Below are 16,636 nucleotides of genomic sequence, written 5' to 3'. Positions count from 1 at the left end.
AAACGTCAGGTAGCGCACCTTTAGGTGATGCGGCAAGCCCTGGCTTGGTTCGACTGAGAGGAAACGATGACCAATATCGTGATCGCGGGCTATGCCCGTTCGCCGTTCCACCTCGCCGGCAAGGGCGAGCTTGCCCGTGTCCGCCCCGACGATCTCGCCGCCCAGGTGATTCGCGGGCTGATCGAGAAGACCAAGGTCGATCCGGCCGCGATCGAGGACATCATCCTGGGCTGCGCCTTCCCCGAGGGCGAGCAGGGCCTCAACGTCGCACGGCTCGTCGGGTTGCTCGCGGACCTGCCGCTTTCGGTCGGCGGCATGACCGTCAATCGTTTCTGCGGTTCGTCGATGAGCGCGATCCACATCGCCGCGGGCCAGATCCAGATCGGCGCGGGCGAGGCGTTCATCTGCGCCGGTCTCGAGTCGATGAGCCGTATCCCGATGGGCGGCTACAACCCCCTTCCCAACCCCGCGCTGGCCAAGAAGAGCGCCGCGTACATGGGCATGGGCGAGACGGCTGAGAACGTCGCCCAGAAGTACCAGATCACCCGCACCGAGCAGGAAGCCTTTGCGGTGAAGAGCCAGCAGAAGGCCGGCGCCGCGCGCGCCGCAGGCAAGCTCGCCGACGAGATCGTGCCGATCACCACCAAGACCGGCACGGTGAGCGAGGACGGCACGATCCGTCCCGAAACCACTGCCGAGGTCCTCGCCGGCCTCAAGCCCGCCTTCAGCCAGGAAGGCACCGTCACCGCCGGCACTTCCTCGCCGCTCACCGACGGCGCCAGCGCCGTGCTGGTGACTTCGGAGGAATTCGCGAACAAGCACGGGCTCAAGATCCTCGCCCGGATCAAGTCGGTCGCGATCTCGGGCTGCGAGCCCGAGACGATGGGTCTCGGCCCGATCCAGGCCTCGACCAAGGCCCTCGAGCGCGCGGGGCTCAAGGTCGGCGACCTCGACGTGGTCGAGATCAACGAGGCCTTCGCCAGCCAGGCGATCGCCTGCATCCGCGACCTCGGCCTCAAGGAAGAGACGATCAACCTCGACGGCGGCGCGCTCGCGATCGGCCATCCCCTCGGCGCCACCGGCGCGCGCATCGTAGGCAAGGCGGCGGCGCTGCTCGACCGCGAGGGCGGCAAGTACGCGCTCGCGACGCAGTGCATCGGCGGGGGCCAGGGCATCGCCACGGTGCTGGAGCGCGCATAAATGACCGAGCCCGTCAAAAAGGTGTGCGTGATCGGTGCCGGCGTGATGGGCGCCGGCATCGCCGCCCAGGTCGCCAACGCCGGCGTGCCGGTGCTGCTGCTCGACATCGTGCCCAGGGAAGGCACTGACCGCGACGCGATCGCCAAGGGCGCGGTCGCCAAGATGCTCAAGACCGATCCCGCACCCTTCATGTCGAAGGCGGCGGCCAAGCTGGTCGAGACCGGCAATATCGAGGATCACCTCGATCGCGTCGCCGAGTGCGACTGGATCGTCGAGGCAGTGGTCGAGCGGCTCGACATCAAGCAGTCGCTCTACGCCCAGCTCGAGACGCTCAAGCGCCCCGGCACCGCGGTCTCGTCGAACACGTCGACCATTCCGCTCGGCCATCTGGTCGAGGGCCGCTCGGACCAGTTCAGGCGCGACTTCCTGATCACCCACTTCTTCAATCCGCCGCGCTACATGCGGCTGATCGAGATCGTGCGTGGCATGGACACCGACGCCGCGGTTGCGGAGAAGGTCGAGGATTTCGTCGACCGGATGATGGGCAAGCGCATCGTCCGCGCCAAGGACACGCCCGGCTTCATCGCCAATCGCATCGGCACCTATTGGCTCGCGGTCGCGATCAACGCGGCGATGGACCAGGGCCTCACCGTCGAGGAGGCCGACCAGATCGGCGGCCGGCCGATGGGCGTGCCCAAGACCGGCATCTTCGGCCTCGTCGATCTCGTCGGCGTCGACCTGATGCCGCTGCTTTCGAAGAGCCTTTCCTCGACGCTCCCGGCGGGCGATCCCTATTTCGACACCGTGCGGCCGATGCCGCTTGTCGACAAGATGATCGCGGAGGGCTTCACCGGCCGCAAGGGCAAGGGCGGATTCTATCGGCTCGACAAGGGCGCCGACGGCACCCGTACCAAGCTGTCGCTCGACCTCGCGACTGGCGAATACCGTCCCGAGCGCAAGCCCGAGTCTCTCCCCTCGTCCGCCGAGCGCGATCTTGCCGCGCTGGTCAGCCTGCCCGGCAAGGCGGGGACCTATGCCTGGACGATCCTCGGCAACGTCCTCTCCTATGCCGCCAAGCTGGTCGGCGAGGCCGCGGACGACGTCGTCGCGATCGATGACGCGATGAAGCTCGGCTACAACTGGAAGTTCGGTCCCTTCGAACTGGTCGACCGGCTCGGCCCGGGCAAGTTCGCCGAGCGGCTGCGTGCCGAGGGCCGCGCCGTCCCGCCGATCCTCGATACCGCGGGCGACCGGCCCTTCTACCGTGTCGAGAACGGCAAGCGTCAGTATCTCACTGCCGCTGGCGAATATCGCGACGTGGTGCGACCCGAGGGCGTGCTGCTGCTCGAAGACGTCAAGCTCGCGAGCCAGCCGCTGGCGAAGACTGCCTCCGCCGCGCTGTGGGATGTGGGCGACAGCGTCGCCTGCCTCGAGTTCACCGGCAAGATGAATGCGCTCGACGAAGAGGTGATGAAGCTCATCCAGCAGGCGATCCCGCTGGTGAAGGCGCAGTTCAAGGCGCTGGTCGTCTACAACGAAGGCTCGAACTTCTCCGCCGGCGCCAACCTCGGCCTCGCCATGTTCGCCGTGAACATCGCCGCCTGGAGCGAGATCGACAAGCTCATCGCCGCCGGCCAGCAAGCTTACAAAGCGCTTAAATACGCCCCCTTCCCCGTCGTCTCCGCACCTGCGGGCATGGCGCTGGGCGGCGGCTGCGAGATCCTGCTCCATTCGGACGCGATCCAGGCACATGCCGAGAGCTATATCGGGCTCGTCGAGGCCGGCGTCGGGCTGGTCCCCGGCTGGGGTGGCAATGGCGAGCTGCTCGATCGCTACGCCAAGGCGCCGATGGTCCCCAAGGGCCCGATGCCCCCGCTCGCCAAGGTGTTCGAGATGATCTCGACCGCCCAGGTCTCCAAGTCGGCGGCCGAGGCGAAGGAGATGCTCTTCCTTCGCCCCTCGGACGGCATCACGATGAACCGTGACCGCCTGCTCGCCGACGCCAAGGCGAAGGCTCTGGCGCTGGTCGACGGCTATGCTCCGCCCGAGAAGCCGGTCTTCCGTCTCGCCGGCGAAAGCGGCCGGACCGGCGTCGCCGGCGTCGTCCACGACTTCCGCGCCAAGGGGGTCGCCACGGCCTATGACGAAGTCGTCGCGGGCCGGCTCGCGACTGTGCTCACCGGCGGCGAGGCCGATCTGGTGGACACCGTCACCGAGGAGCAGATCCTCAAGCTCGAGCGCCAGGCCTTCATCGCCAGCGTCAAGGACAGCCGAACCCAGGCGCGGGTCGAGCACATGCTCGAGACCGGCAAGCCGCTGCGCAACTGATCGGAAGAACGATGCAAGTCTATCAAGCTCCCCTGCGCGACATGCGCTTCGTCCTCCACGAGCTGTTCGACGAGGCCGAGTTCGGCGGGATCGAGAAGTTCGCGGAGTTCACGCCCGATCTTGTCGACGCGGTGCTCGACGAGGCGGCGCGCATGGCGCAGGAGGTTCTCCTGCCCCTCAATGCCACGGGCGACATCGAGGGCTGCACGCTCGAGAATGGCGTCGTGCGCACGCCGGCGGGGTTCAAGGCGGCCTATGAGCGGTTCCGCGAGGCCGGCTGGGCCGCGCTCGCCTCCGACCCCGAATGGGGCGGCCAGGGCCTGCCCGAGAGCGTCAACAAGCTCGTCGAGGAGATGATCTGCGCAGCGAACTTGTCGTTCAGCCTCTATCCGGGCCTCACCCACGGCGCGACCACTGCGATCGAGGGCCATGGTTCAGAGGCCCTCAAGCGCGCCTATCTGCCCAAGATGGTCAGCGGCGAATGGTCGGGCACCATGTGCCTTACCGAGGCGCATTGCGGCACCGATCTCGGCCTGCTGCGCACCAAGGCGGTGCCGCAGGGCGACGGCAGCTACAAGATCAGCGGCTCGAAGATCTTCATCTCGGCCGGCGACCATGACCTGACCGACAACGTCATCCACCTCGTCCTCGCGCGCCTTCCCGATGCGCCGGCCGGCGTGCGCGGGATCAGCCTGTTCCTCGTGCCCAAGTTCCTGCCGAAGGACGACGGCACGCCCGGTCCCCGCAACGGCGTTTCGGTTGCCGGGATCGAGCACAAGATGGGGCTCAAGGCCTCGGCCACCTGCCAGCTCGCCTTCGACGATGCGACCGGCTGGCTGGTCGGCGAGCCCAACAAGGGCCTCGCAGCGATGTTCACGATGATGAACACCGAGCGCGTCTCGGTGGGCATTCAGGGCCTCGGCGTCGGCGAGATCGCCTATCAGTCGGCGGTCGCCTATGCCCGCGAGAGGCTCCAGGGCCGCGCGCTCGCCGGCGCCGCCCGGCCCGACCTTCCCGCCGATCCGATCATCGTCCACCCAGACGTTCGCCGCATGCTGATGACGATGCGCGTTCATGCCGAAGGCTGTCGCGCCCTCGGCCAATGGGTCTCGCGCGCGCTCGATGCCGAGAAGCACGCCACCGACCCCGCCGAAAAGGCGCGCGCTGCCGATTTCGTCGCGCTTATGACTCCGGTCGTGAAGGCATTGTTCACGGATCTGGCTTCGGACAATGCCAACCTCGCCGTCCAGACCTATGGCGGGCACGGCTATATCCGCGAGCATGGCGTCGAGCAGTTCGTCCGCGACGCGCGCATCACCCAGATCTACGAAGGCACCAACGGCGTCCAGGCGCTCGACCTGGTCGGGCGCAAGATGGCCGCGAACATGGGCCGGGCGCTGCGCCCCTTCTTCCACGCGGTCTCGGGACTGTGCGAGGAGATGACCGGCAACCCCGACAAGCAGCTCGCCGCCTTCACCGCCGCGCTCTACCAGAGCTTCGGCGCGCTCCAGCTCACCACCGCGACGATCGCGCAGAAGGGCATGAAGGACCCCGAGGAAGCCGGCGCCGCCGCGACCGAATATCTGCGGATGCTCGGGCTGGTCGGCATGGGCTTCACGTTCCTCAAGGCCGCGCGCATCGCCAAGGCGAAGCTCGAGGCCGGAACCGACGAGCCCGGCTTCTACAAGGCCAAGCTCGCCACCGCCGCCTTCTTCTTCGATCGCGTCCTTCCGCAGGCGACCGCGTTGTTCGTCGCGATCAAATCGGGCAAGCGATCGGTAATGGGATTGGAACCGGAAGCCTTCTGACGCGCTCCGGCTGTCGGGAATCCACGACGGCCGGGCGTATTTGGCTTCCGCTTACGTCAAGATTCGAACGCTAACGTTTGACTTTTGACGAATAGGGGAAACAAACGGCGCCCATAGGCCGAGGGTGCCGTGCCCTCGCATAAGGCCGTTAGGAGAGAGAAAGACATGATGCTGCTTCTGGCCGGACTCGCGCTCGCCAGCGCCCCCCAGCAGCCCGACGCGGTCGTCGGCCGCTGGAAGACCGAGACGCGCAATGCGATCGTCGAGATCCAGCGCTGCGGACCCTCGATCTGCGGGCGCATCCTCACCTCGGACGCGCTGCGCACCAATCCGAACCTCAGGGACGCGAAGAACAGCAACGCTGCGCTGCGCAACCGCCCGCTCAAGGGCCTGCAGATCCTCGGCGGCTTCCGCCAGGAAGGCCAGGGCTGGTACGGCGGCAAGATCTATAATGCCGACGACGGCAAGACCTACAGCGCCGAGATCACGCTCGCCGGGCCCAACCAGCTCAAGCTGCGCGGCTGCGTGTTCAAGCCATTCTGCAAGACCCAGACCTGGACCCGCGTCGGCTGACGCGGCACAGGCATCCACGTTGGTTGCGTAACTGCTTTCAGTAACTGCTTAAGGGGAGAGTATCATGTCGTACCTCAAGGCATCGCTTGCCGCCGCTTCGTCGCTCGCGTCGCTGGTCGCCTTCGCCGGCACCGCAAACGCCCAGGCCTTCTACCTCCAGGAACAGTCCGCCCGCGGCGCCGGCCGCGCCTTCTCGGGCGAGGTTGCCGACACGGGCGCCCAGTCGCTCTGGTGGAACCCCGCCGCGATCGCCGGCTCGACCGCAGCCGAGGCCGCCATCGCCGCCGCGGCGATCCTGCCGCGCGGCGAAGTCGTCGACACCGGCACGACCATCCGCCGCCCCGGCCAGCCCTTCGCGCCCGTCGGCGGCAATCCGATCGCGCGCAACCCGATCAACAACGGCGTGCTGCCCTCGGGCGCGATCTCGGTGCCGCTCGGCGACCGCGTCGCGGTGGGCCTCGCGGTGACCTCGCCCTACAGCTTCACCACCGACTATGACGCCGACAGCTGGACCCGCTACAGCGCGGATCGCACCAAGCTGCTCACCATCGACGTCCAGCCCTCGGTCGCCGTCGCGCTCACCGACTGGCTGCGCGTCGGCGCCGCGCTCAACGCCGAATATACCGACGCCAGCCTGAGCAATGCGCTGCCCAACGTGCTCGCGACGCTTCCCGACGGCCAGCAGACGCTCAAGGGCAATGGCTGGGACTTCGGCTGGAGCGCCGGCTTCCAGATGCACAATGATTTCCTGACCGTCGGCGTCGCCTACAAGTCGGGCATCAAGCACAACCTCAAGGGCGACCTGGAGATCAGCGGCCTGCTCGGCCCGCTCGCCGGCTCGAACATGCAGCTCTCGGACATCGAGGCGAGCTTCTACACGCCGGCGCAGATCATCGTCGGCGCGCGCTTCCGCGTGACTCCGCAGCTCACCTTCAACAGCCAGGTGGTGCGCTACACCTGGGCCGATTTCGACGCGATCCACCTCGGCGAGCCGCTCAACACGTCGCTCCCCGAGAATTATCGCAACACCTTCAGCGTGGCGGGCGGCTTCGACCTGGCCGCGACGGACAAGCTGACGGTGCGCGCCGGCGTGCAGCGCGGTCTCACCCCCACGCAGGACGGGCTGCGCGACGCGCGCGTGCCCGATTCCAACCGCTGGAACTTCGGCGCGGGCGCGACCTACAACTTCACCCCGCACTTCGCGATCGACGCGGGCGCCAACTATGTCTCGTTCGACAACGCCCCGATCGACCGCCCGACCGCGGCCTTCGCCGGCACCGCCGCGCAGACCACGATCCTCACCAAAGGCCAGCTCGCCAACGCGCATGCGGTGGTGCTGTCGCTGGGCGGCAAGGTGACGTTCTAAAGGGTTGATCCAGGCGCCGCGTCCAGCGGCGCCTGACGGAGGGGGAGGAAGCACGCCGACTGGCGTGGCGCCCTCCCCTTCATGCCGCTTTCCGGCCCGCCGACAGGCCCGCTAGGCAGCCGTTCGGACGAGGTCGTCGGCCCTGCGCAGCGTGCCCCGATACGCCACGATACGCCCGATCAAGGGCATCGAGATTTCGACGTCGAAGCAGAATTGGCCCTCCCGTTCGGTCTCGAAGCTCAAGCCGGTGGGAAGCAGGAATTTCGGCATCGGAATTCCGAAGAGCGACCATCGCCTCGGGACCAACGCCAGACGGCCGCTCTCCACGACCAAGGCAAGCGCGAACCTGGCCGGCCCGAATTGTTCGACCAGAAGATGCTCATTCCTGCCGGTGCCGACCGATTGGACCGATGAGAAGCGCCGGCCGCCGAAATTGCGGACCCAGCGCTCGGCATCGCCCTGCGGCGAGAACCGCACCGTGACCGGCACCTTCGACGCGCCACGCGGAAAGCCGAACAGCGCAGCCACGATCGCGGCAGCCGGCCCGCGGCCGCGTCGAACTTCGGCGAAGCCCGTCCATTCGCGCGCGGCGGCGCTGCCGTGAAGCTCCCGAAGCCGCAGCGGCAGCGTGGAAAAGGCCGATCCCAGGATCCTACGGTACAGCGGGGCGTCGTCCTCCGGCGCGCGAAACCCGGTGTAGATCCGCCGGCCCTGGAACAACCGGTCATAGTCTTCGAGTTCCAGCGCCCGGACGCCCGATCGGGCGCCCGGCTCGGGGCGGGTTCCCGCCAGCATCTTGCGGACCACCGCCTCGACCGCCATCGACGGGATGTAGGGGCCGTCGTCTCCCTCGGCCAACAGATGCCAGCTCCGCTCGACCGCCCGCCCATGGGAAATGCCTCGCGCGCGAACGAACATGCCCCCGCGATGCTCTCCAAAGCGCATCCGGTTGAGCACCGCGTAGAAGAGCCGGGAAAAGGGCTCGAGCGAGGGCAGCCCCAGCCTGGCCCGGGCCATCGCGAGCAGATTGAGAATCCGGTGCAGGATTTCTGGCACCGGACCGGCGCCCATCCAGATGTCGGTCATTGTGGGATGTTCCGGGGGGATCACTTGCAGGTCCGGCACATCGACGAGCGAGAAATGGATGTTGCGAAGCGGCAGCCGGCCGGGAACCGCGATCGTCGCGCGCAGGCTTTCCGCAAGACCGATACCCTGCGATGGCCCTCCGTCGCGCCACAGCTTCACCGGAGCGCCGGCATAGCCGACCACCGCGCGCATGACGTTGAGCCCGATCCCGGCGTAGGGCGAAGGCGCGATGCCGCCATCGACCGAGACGATGTCCATCGTCGTCGCGATCTCGCGCAGAACGGCGGCAGTGAGCACCGGAAAGCTGCTGACGCCCGACAGCACGAATACTCCCGCCGCCTTCGCCTGTGCATCGAATTGGGGAACGCCGAACACGAAATCCGCGGCGTCCGCGAAATCGAGATAATCGATCCCGGCGTCGATGCATGCCGAAATGACGCCGTACCGATCGGCTCCGTAATCCTGGAACGGTCCGGAAGCATCGACGACGAGATCGGGCCTGTGCACGCGCAACCCGGCGACGATGTCCGCGCGGTCCAATGCGACCGGGTGGACTCGCGCCTGTCCATCGTATCGCGCGCAGAAAGCCGCGGCGCGCGACAAGTCGCGACCGCAGATGAGAAGCTCGACTTCCCGCAGGTCGGCAAGAAGCTCCGCCAGGCGTCCGCCGAACACGCCGTAGCCGCCGAGGATCAGGATTTTCATCTTGGCCGGGTTCGCTCTACTCACAGGAGCCTGTGCCGATATTCCGACGGCGCGACCCAGCAGGTCTCGCGCTTGCCGAACAGGCGGTAGCGATTGCGTGCCACCCACCGATACAGCGGATCGCGAAGGATCGCCGGCACGATGCGCAGGATCCCGAGCAGGCGCCAGGGAAAACCCAGCCTCTCGTAGATGCTCAGCACGGCGTCGCTGTCCTGACGCATCCGGTCGGCTTCGACGACGAGCATGCTGCTGGGATTGCGCGGGTCCATCCCGTGCCGGCGGTAGACCGCCGCGCCGACTTCGCCTTGCATGGAGGCCAGCCGAAAGACGCCGGCCTTGTCGTGCGTCAGCACGAACCGGGCGTTGGCCGAACAGAGCACGCACTCGGCATCGAAGAGGATGATCGGCCCTTCCGCTTCCCGCGCGGCTTGATCCTCGTTGCGCACATCCCCCTCCCGCAGCCCGAAGCAGAGGCTAGGACGGCTTGGCGTGGTCCTCAACCCGAAAGCTGATCGAGCACCTCCACCCGATCTCAGACATTCGAACCCGCAATCCGGACGCCAAAAGCGGCCTGGCGGCTAATGCCCCGATTGCGGACGTCTTCAATCCTCCCCCGGAGGGGGAGGGGGACCGGCGAAGCCGGTGGAGGGGTATTCGCCGCGAGCGACGTTGGTGATGTGGAGCACGACGCCATCAAGGTTGGAGAGGACTTCGGCGGCCGGTATCCTGAGCACGCGCACGCCTTGTGATCGCAGCCACGCGTCCCGGGCAGCGTCATGCTCCGGCTGATTGCCGCGATCATGGGCTTCGCCGTCGACCTCGATCGCCAGCTTGTAGCGGGCACAGAAAAAATCGAGCGAATATCCGCCGGCAGGGTGCTGGTGCCTAAATCGCAACCCGCCGGGGCGCGTGCGCAATTGCTGCCACAACAGCACCTCCGGCAGGCTCATCTCGCGGCGCAGCTTTGCGGCGCGTTTTTGGGTTCGCTTCGGCCCGTGCAGCATGCGGCGACCTACCCCTCCACCAGCCTCCGGCTGGTCCCCCTCCCCCTCCGGGGGAGGATCAAGAGAGCAAATGCGCTGTCCTCACGCAACGTCGGCTTCCCACCCAAAATCGGACATTGCGTCTCGGAGAGCATGCGCCAAATGCTGCCAGGCCGCTAACGCAACAAGGCGCCCCTCCCTGCAAGGAAGGGGAGAGAAAGGCGACCGCGGTGCCGCTGAACGCACCGAGCGCCTGCCGCTGAGCGAGCGCTACTCCGCCGCCACCGGCACCGCGGTCAGCGCGTCGGTGAAGCGCTTGCGCCACCACATCACGTCCTCGCGCTCGATGCCGTCCATCATCGCGCGCCAGCGGCGGATGCGTTCGTCGCGGGGCATCTGCAGCGCGGTCAGGATCGCGTCGCTGATCTCCTCGGCACTATAGGGGTTCACCAGCACCGCCTCACGCATCTGCTCGGCGGCGCCCGCGAAGCGCGATAGGATCAGCACGCCGGGGTCCTCCGGGTCCTGCGCCGCGACATATTCCTTGGCGACCAGGTTCATCCCGTCGCGCAACGGAGTCACCAGCCCGATCCGCGACGCGCGGTACACGCCGGCCAGCACGTCGCGCGGATAGCCCTGGTTGACGTAGCGGATCGGCACCCAGTCGAGATCGGCATGCGCGCCGTTGATCCGGCCCGACAGCCCCTCGAGCGCGTTGCGGATGTGCTGGTAGCTCTGCACCGAGGCGCGCGAGGGCGGCGCGATCTGGAGCAGGAAGACCAGCTTGCGCTCCTCGGGATGCTCGGTGAGGAAGCGCTCATAGCCGAGAAAGCGCTCCTCGAGCCCCTTGGAATAGTCTAGCCGGTCGACGCCGACTATCATCGCCCTGCCCACGGCACTCAACTGCATCTGCTCGCAAGTGCGCCGCGCGGTCTCGCTTTCGGAGAGCTTGCGGAACGCGTCGGCGTCGATGCCGATCGGGCAGATCATCACCCGCACGCTACGCCCGCGATAGCGGATGACGTCGCCGCCCTCCTCGCTCGTCGCGCCCATTTCGATCGTCGCGAAATCGCAGAAGGACTGGAGCCATTCCTCGGTGTGGAAGCCGATCACGTCATAGGCGAAGAGCGTCTCGACGAGCTCGTGCGCCTCGGGCAGCGTCGCGAGCAGACGGCGCGGCGGCCAGGGGGTGTGGAGGAAGAAGCCGATGCGGTTGCGGCAGCCGCGCTTGCGCAGCTCCTGGCCGAGCGGGATCATGTGATAGTCCTGGATCCACACCGAATCCTCGGCCTCGACCAGCGGCCGCACCGTCTCGGCGAAACGCTCGTTGACGCGCTGGTATCCGCCCGCGAAGCCGCGCTCATATTCGGCGAGGTCGATGCGATAGTGGAACAGCGGCCACAGCGTCCGGTTGGCGTAGCCGTTGTAATATTCGTCGATGTCCTGCTCCTCCAGGTCCACCGTCGCGGTGGTGTAGCCGTCGCCGCGCTGGAGATTGACCTGGCCGCTGAAGCTCTCGATCTGCTCGCCCGACCAGCCGAACCAGATGCCGCCCATTTCGCGCAGCGCCGATTCGAGCGCCACGGCGAGGCCGCCCTGGGCCCCCGAGTGCGAGCCCTGCGGGGCGCTCACTCGGTTCGAGATGACGATCAGCCGGCTCAACGGATCGAGCTCCAGCCCTTGCTGAGCAGCACCGCGCAGTTGATCATGCCGACCAGCGAATAGGTCTGGGGGTAGTTGCCCCACAGCTCGCCGGTGATCGGGTCGATGTCCTCGGAGAGCAGCCCCGCCCCGGTGCGGCGGGTGAGCATCTCCTCGAACAGCGCGCGCGCGTCGGCGCCGCGGCCGGTGAAGTGGAGCGCCTCGATCAGCCAGAAGGTGCAGACGTTGAACGCGGTCTCGGGCAGGCCGAAATCGTCCTCGGTGGCGTAGCGCAGCATGTGCGAGCCGCGCCGCAGCCCCGCCTCGACCGCCTCCAGCGTGCCCTTGAAGCGCGGGTCCTCGGGCGAGAGGAAGCGCAGGTCGAGCAGCTGGATCAGGCTGGCGTCGAGATCGTCGCCGCCGAAGGTGGCGGACATGCGCTTGCTGTCGTCGCGCCACGCCGATGCCTCGATCCGCGCGCGGATGCGGTCCGCTCGGTCCTGCCAGAAGGCGCGGCGCTCCTCGAGCCCCAGCGCCTGCGCGGCATTGGCGAGCCGGTCGCACGCCGCCCAGCACATCGCGGCCGAATAGGTGTGGACGCTCTGGCGGGTGCGCAGCTCCCACAGCCCGGCGTCGGGCTGGTCGTGGTTCTCCCAGGCGCGCTCGCCGACCTTCTCCAGCGCCTCGAAATCCTCGACCCCGGCCATGCGGAACAGCCTTTGGTCGAAGAAGGCCTGGGCGTTGGAGAGCACGATCTGGCCATAGGCGTCGTGCTGGATCTGGCTGTAGGCAGCGTTGCCGACGCGGACCGGGCCCATGCCGCGATAGCCCGCGAGGTTGCCGGCGAACCGTTCCTCGAGCACTGCCTCGCCCAGCACGCCGTAGAGCGGCTGGATGTGCCCGCCGCGCGCGCCGTCGACGATGTTGCGCAGATAGCCGAGATAGCCCTCCAGCACGTCGAGCGCGCCGAGGCGGTTGAGCGCCTGGACGGTGTAATAGGCGTCGCGGATCCAGCAGTAGCGATAGTCCCAGTTGCGCTGCGAGCCGGCATGTTCGGGGATCGACGTGGTGAGCGCGGCGACGATCGCGCCGGTCTCCTCGTGCTGGCAGAGCTTGAGGCTGATCGCCGAGCGGATCACCACCTCCTGCCATTCGAGCGGAATGGCGAGCCCGCGCACCCATTCGCGCCATTCGGCGTCGGTGTCGCCGAGCATCGCGTCGAGCGTCGCGGCGATGTCGCCTTCGAAGCTCTCGTCGGGGCCGAGGAAGAAGTGCAGCGGCCGCTCGACGCGGAAGAAGCGCTCCTCGTGCATCATGCCCACCGGCGCGGTGGTGGTGAGGCGCATCGTCATCTCGTCGAGCGGATAGCGGATGTGGTTCGATCCGCCGATGCGCTGCTGGCCGCAGCTGCCGCCCCATCCGCAGGTCGGCCGCAGCCGCACGCGGATGCGCGGGCTCCCGGCGACCGGCCGCACGATCCGCGCGAAGGCGACCGGACGGTAGCTGCGGCCCTTGCGGCGGAAATAGGGGCAGAAGTCGATCACTTCGACGGCGTTGCCGTCGCTGTCGGTGTGGCGGCTGACCAGGATCGGCGTGTTGCGCAGATAGCGCTGCTCGATGCCGACGACATGCTCGAGCTCGATTTCCCAGAAACCGGTCGCGCCTTCGTCCGCCGGCTCGCGGCCGCCGACCAGGGCGGAGAAGATCGGGTCGCCGTCGACGCGCGGGACGCAGCCCCACACGAAGCGGCCGGCGCGGTCGACGAGCGCGCTCACCTGGCAATTGCCGATCGGCCAGAGGTCGAGGTTCATCACGCCGCCGGGCCGGACGCAGCTTCGAGCCAGGCGAGCACCGCCTCCACATCGTCGAGCCGGTAGCGCGCCGCCGTGGCGCGCGGCGGTCCGACCAATATGCCGGCGCCGCCCAGCGCCTCGGCCGCGGCGAGGCCGGCTTCGTCGGTATGATCGTCACCCATGAAGATGGGACGCGTGGACGCCAGCTCGGGTTCCGCCATCAGCGTGCGGACCGCGCTGCCCTTGTCGCCCGCGGGCGCGCGGACCTCGAACATCATCTTGCCCGGCTGGAGCCGCAGCCCGTGCTCGCGCGCCAGCGCCTCGGCCAGCGCCTGCGACGCCGCCTCGGCCTCGGGCGCCTGGCGGAAATGGAGCGCGATGCCGAGCGGCTTTTCCTCCACCAGCAGCCCCGGCCGCTCGGCGGCGAGCCTGCGCATCGCGTCGAGCACCGCATCGAGCCCCGCGGGCCGGTCGATCGGCGCGGGCCGCCCGTCGGCCCAGCGATATTCCATGCCGTGGCTCCCGACGACGGTGACGAGCTGCTCGCCGAACAGCGCCACCACTTCGCCCGCCGGCCGTCCGCTGATCAGCGCCACCCGCCCGTCGAGCCGCGCGATCAGCCGGCGCAGCAGCATCTGCAGCCGCGCGTCGACCACCACCGCGTCGGGCCGCTCGGCGACTTCGACCAGGGTGCCGTCGAAATCGAGGAACAGGCTGGCGCCGTCGAGCAAGTCGATCGGCGGCGCGTGGGTGACAAGGGGTTCGGAAAGCACGGAGTCTCGCTGGATCATTTCGCTTGCGACAGGAACGCAGCCGAGGCCTTTCCGTTGCCGCGCGACTGCCCTTGGTCCTTCGGAAAGCGCGCTGGCTACCCCGCCCGCGACCAGCTCTTGCTGCAGTGCGACGATCCGCAGATTCCCGGCATTGATGCGGGGAACCGCCCCCGGTAACGAGCTATCGGGGCCGTTGTTCGGGGTGGGAGTAAATGACCGAGTTCTTTCTTTTCGTCTATGCGATGCTCACGCTGTTCGTCATCGCGGCGATCCAGCGCAATCGGCGCGCGCAGCGCCCGAGCCCGCAGATGGTGACGATGGTCGGCTGGGGGCTCTTCTCGCTTTCCTCGACGCTCGCGGTGCTGCTCGGCGCCGTCGCGCTGGCGCTCGCCCTGGGGCTGCACATGCAGCTTCCCCCGGGCTTCGACGCGCCGATCTTCTAAGGCCGTGCCGCTCTACGCGATCGGCGGAAAGGCACCCCGGATCGCTCCGGACGCCTGGGTCGCGCCGAGCGCGGACCTGATCGGCGAAGTCGAGCTGGCGGCGCTCGCCAGCGTCTGGTTCGGTGCCGTGATCCGCGCCGACAACACACCGATCCGCGTCGGCGCACGCACCAATGTCCAGGACGGGGCGATGCTCCACTCCGATCCCGGCGCGCCCTGCACGCTAGGCGACGACGTGACCGTCGGTCATCACGCCATCCTTCACGGCTGCACCATAAGCGACCGCACGCTGATCGGCATGGGGGCGACGATCCTCAACCGCGCGGTGATCGGCGAGGACTGCCTCGTCGGTGCCGGTGCGCTGGTCACCGAGGGCAAGGTCTTCCCCGCCGGCCACCTGATCGTCGGCGCGCCCGCCAAGGCGATCCGCCCGCTCGACGATGCGCAGAAGGCACTGCTCCGGGCCTCGGCCGCGCTCTACGCCGCCAAGCAGCGCGACTATGCCGCGGGGCTCACGCGCATAGACTGACGTTCAATTATCGGCGCGCTTGGTGACCTCATAGCCCGCCTTGCGCAGCGCCATCACCGCGGCGAGCGCCTGGTAGTGGCTCTCCTGCCCCGCTTCGTACAGCTTGCCGCTCTGCTGCCCCGCCGCCCGGATCGCGTCGCGGACGATGATATAGATTTCATTGGTGACCATGTGGCGTTCCCCGAAGCGAAGCTGACCGGCCGATAATGGGTGCGCCGGCGGGCAGGTTCAACGACCGGTGGTCCGATGTGCCCTCCCGAGTCGGCGGATAGCGCGCCGAACGCCGCCATCGGGGCTTCGTGGTTGCCGTAGCGTCCCCGGCCCCACCCTCGACACACCCCGCCGTGCCGCTAACATCGCGGGCCATGGCCCTTCCTCCGCTCTTCGATCGCCTGCGGCTTCCCGTCATCGGATCGCCGCTGTTCATCATTTCGGTGCCCGAGCTGGTGATCGCCCAGTGCAAGGCGGGGATCGTCGGCTCCTTCCCCGCGCTCAACGCGCGGCCCGACACCAGGCTCGACGAATGGCTCCACCAGGTGACCGAGGAGCTCGCCGCCTGGGACCGCGCCAATCCGGACACGCCCGCCGCGCCCTTCGCGGTCAACCAGATCGTCCATCGCTCGAACCCGCGGCTCGAGCATGACGTGGCGGTATGCGCCAAGTGGAAGGTGCCGATCGTGATCACCTCGCTCGGCGCGCGGCCCGAGCTCAACGAGGCGGTGCACGGCTGGGGTGGCATCACGCTGCACGACGTGATCGATAATCGCTTCGCCCATAAGGCAGTCGAGAAAGGCGCCGACGGGCTGATCCTCGTCGCCGCAGGCGCAGGCGGCCATGCCGGGCGGCTCAATCCCTTCGCCTTCGTCGAGGAAGTGCGCGAATGGTTCGACGGGCCGGTCGTGCTCTCGGGCGCGATCGCTACGGGCCGCGCAGTGCTGGCGGCGCAGGTGGCGGGCGCCGATCTCGCCTATATCGGCTCGCCCTTCATCGCGACCGAAGAGGCCAACGCCCTTCCTGCCTACAAGCAGGCGATCGTCGACGGCACCGCCGAGGACATCGTCTATTCGAACCTCTTCACCGGGGTGCACGGCAATTACCTGCGCAGCTCGATCGTCAACGCCGGGCTCGACCCCGACAATCTTCCGGTGAGCGACCCCAGCGCGATGAACTTCGGCGGCGCCAAGGCGTGGAAAGACATCTGGGGATCGGGCCAGGGCATCGGCGCGGTCCACGACATCCAGCCCGCGGCGGTGCGGATCGAGCGGCTCAAGGCGGAATATGCCGCGGCCAAGGCTGCGCTGGCCTGATCTACCGATACATCGTCACCCCCGCGAAGGCAGGGGCCCAGGAATCGCAGGCAAGTCTGTCGTGGCTCTGGGCCCCCGCCTTCGCGGGGGTGACGGGAAGT

15 protein-coding genes are annotated in these 16,636 nt (G+C 68.0%); 8 read left to right on the top strand and 7 right to left on the bottom strand.

The annotated features are described in order from the left end of the window. The first annotated feature begins 66 nt into the window (after nt 1-66). From J7500_RS09295 to J7500_RS09275, 5 genes are all read left to right on the top strand, one after another. Nucleotides 67-1,200, top strand: coding sequence for a thiolase family protein (locus J7500_RS09295; RefSeq protein ID WP_294061429.1), 1,134 nt, complete (start codon nt 67-69; stop codon nt 1,198-1,200). Beyond that, on the top strand, nt 1,201-3,528 hold the full coding sequence (locus J7500_RS09290; RefSeq protein WP_294061428.1) for a 3-hydroxyacyl-CoA dehydrogenase/enoyl-CoA hydratase family protein: 2,328 nt from the start codon (nt 1,201-1,203) through the stop codon (nt 3,526-3,528). Between the two features lie 11 nt (nt 3,529-3,539). Next, entirely contained in the window at nt 3,540-5,336 is a 1,797-nt protein-coding gene (locus J7500_RS09285; RefSeq protein WP_294061427.1) for an acyl-CoA dehydrogenase C-terminal domain-containing protein, read from the top strand. A gap of 165 nt (nt 5,337-5,501) precedes the next feature. Beyond that, a complete protein-coding gene (locus J7500_RS09280) occupies nt 5,502-5,909 on the top strand; it encodes a DUF2147 domain-containing protein (protein ID WP_294061426.1) in 408 nt (135 codons plus the stop codon). 64 nt (nt 5,910-5,973) lie between these two features. Next, nucleotides 5,974-7,275 carry an OmpP1/FadL family transporter gene (locus tag J7500_RS09275; RefSeq protein ID WP_294061425.1) on the top strand — a complete coding sequence of 434 codons (1,302 nt, stop codon included), beginning with the start codon at nt 5,974-5,976 and terminating at the stop codon, nt 7,273-7,275. Nucleotides 7,276-7,386: 111 nt separating this feature from the next. Here J7500_RS09275 and J7500_RS09270 read toward each other — a convergent pair whose 3' ends face one another. From J7500_RS09270 to otsB, 6 genes are all read right to left on the bottom strand, one after another. Further along, the gene (locus J7500_RS09270; protein WP_294061424.1) at nt 7,387-9,066 is read right to left on the bottom strand and encodes an SDR family oxidoreductase; all 1,680 of its coding nucleotides are present in this window, start codon (nt 9,064-9,066) and stop codon (nt 7,387-7,389) included. A 20-nt stretch (nt 9,067-9,086) separates the two neighbouring features. Further along, a complete protein-coding gene (locus J7500_RS09265) occupies nt 9,087-9,512 on the bottom strand; it encodes a thiol-disulfide oxidoreductase DCC family protein (RefSeq protein WP_294061423.1) in 426 nt (141 codons plus the stop codon). Between the two features lie 156 nt (nt 9,513-9,668). Beyond that, nucleotides 9,669-10,070 carry an endonuclease domain-containing protein gene (locus J7500_RS09260; protein ID WP_294061422.1) on the bottom strand — a complete coding sequence of 134 codons (402 nt, stop codon included), beginning with the start codon at nt 10,068-10,070 and terminating at the stop codon, nt 9,669-9,671. Between the two features lie 249 nt (nt 10,071-10,319). Next, on the bottom strand, nt 10,320-11,711 hold the full coding sequence (locus J7500_RS09255; protein WP_294061421.1) for a trehalose-6-phosphate synthase: 1,392 nt from the start codon (nt 11,709-11,711) through the stop codon (nt 10,320-10,322). Next, on the bottom strand, nt 11,708-13,504 hold the full coding sequence (locus J7500_RS09250) for a glycoside hydrolase family 15 protein (protein WP_294061420.1): 1,797 nt from the start codon (nt 13,502-13,504) through the stop codon (nt 11,708-11,710). The genes J7500_RS09255 and J7500_RS09250 overlap by 4 nt, the downstream gene beginning before the upstream one ends. Next, nucleotides 13,501-14,256 (bottom strand): trehalose-phosphatase, encoded by a 756-nt coding sequence (otsB, locus tag J7500_RS09245; RefSeq protein ID WP_294061419.1) that lies wholly within the window; start codon nt 14,254-14,256, stop codon nt 13,501-13,503. The genes J7500_RS09250 and otsB overlap by 4 nt, the downstream gene beginning before the upstream one ends. A gap of 212 nt (nt 14,257-14,468) precedes the next feature. Between otsB and J7500_RS09240 the strand changes: the two genes are divergently transcribed. Further along, complete coding sequence (locus J7500_RS09240) at nt 14,469-14,699, top strand: hypothetical protein (RefSeq protein ID WP_294061418.1); 231 nt, start codon at nt 14,469-14,471, stop codon at nt 14,697-14,699. Nucleotides 14,700-14,703: 4 nt separating this feature from the next. After that, a complete protein-coding gene (locus J7500_RS09235) occupies nt 14,704-15,228 on the top strand; it encodes a gamma carbonic anhydrase family protein (protein ID WP_294061417.1) in 525 nt (174 codons plus the stop codon). 3 nt (nt 15,229-15,231) lie between these two features. On the opposite strand, the gene J7500_RS09230 is transcribed toward J7500_RS09235, so the two are convergent. Then, nucleotides 15,232-15,399 carry a hypothetical protein gene (locus tag J7500_RS09230; protein ID WP_294061416.1) on the bottom strand — a complete coding sequence of 56 codons (168 nt, stop codon included), beginning with the start codon at nt 15,397-15,399 and terminating at the stop codon, nt 15,232-15,234. A gap of 194 nt (nt 15,400-15,593) precedes the next feature. Here J7500_RS09230 and J7500_RS09225 point away from each other — a divergent pair, with 194 nt between their 5' ends. After that, nucleotides 15,594-16,535 (top strand): nitronate monooxygenase family protein, encoded by a 942-nt coding sequence (locus tag J7500_RS09225; protein WP_294061415.1) that lies wholly within the window; start codon nt 15,594-15,596, stop codon nt 16,533-16,535. Nucleotides 16,536-16,636 lie beyond the last annotated feature (101 nt).

It is taken from the genome of Sphingomonas sp., assembly GCF_017744835.1.
Lineage (GTDB): Bacteria > Pseudomonadota > Alphaproteobacteria > Sphingomonadales > Sphingomonadaceae > Sphingomonas.
This window is presented reverse-complemented; position numbering and strand designations above follow the sequence as displayed.

Excerpts from the sequence above, each read along its gene's own strand:
- J7500_RS09225 (WP_294061415.1), top strand. The coding sequence starts at position 15,594 with ATGGCCCTTCCTCCGCTCTTCGATCGCCTGCGGCTTCCCGTCATCGGA.
- J7500_RS09275 (WP_294061425.1), top strand. The coding sequence starts at position 5,974 with ATGTCGTACCTCAAGGCATCGCTTGCCGCCGCTTCGTCGCTCGCGTCG.
- J7500_RS09240 (WP_294061418.1), top strand. The coding sequence starts at position 14,469 with ATGACCGAGTTCTTTCTTTTCGTCTATGCGATGCTCACGCTGTTCGTC.
- J7500_RS09230 (WP_294061416.1), bottom strand. The coding sequence starts at position 15,399 with ATGGTCACCAATGAAATCTATATCATCGTCCGCGACGCGATCCGGGCG.
- J7500_RS09295 (WP_294061429.1), top strand. The coding sequence starts at position 67 with ATGACCAATATCGTGATCGCGGGCTATGCCCGTTCGCCGTTCCACCTC.
- J7500_RS09280 (WP_294061426.1), top strand. The coding sequence starts at position 5,502 with ATGATGCTGCTTCTGGCCGGACTCGCGCTCGCCAGCGCCCCCCAGCAG.
- J7500_RS09285 (WP_294061427.1), top strand. The coding sequence starts at position 3,540 with ATGCAAGTCTATCAAGCTCCCCTGCGCGACATGCGCTTCGTCCTCCAC.
- J7500_RS09290 (WP_294061428.1), top strand. The coding sequence starts at position 1,201 with ATGACCGAGCCCGTCAAAAAGGTGTGCGTGATCGGTGCCGGCGTGATG.
- J7500_RS09260 (WP_294061422.1), bottom strand. The coding sequence starts at position 10,070 with ATGCTGCACGGGCCGAAGCGAACCCAAAAACGCGCCGCAAAGCTGCGC.
- J7500_RS09270 (WP_294061424.1), bottom strand. The coding sequence starts at position 9,066 with ATGAAAATCCTGATCCTCGGCGGCTACGGCGTGTTCGGCGGACGCCTG.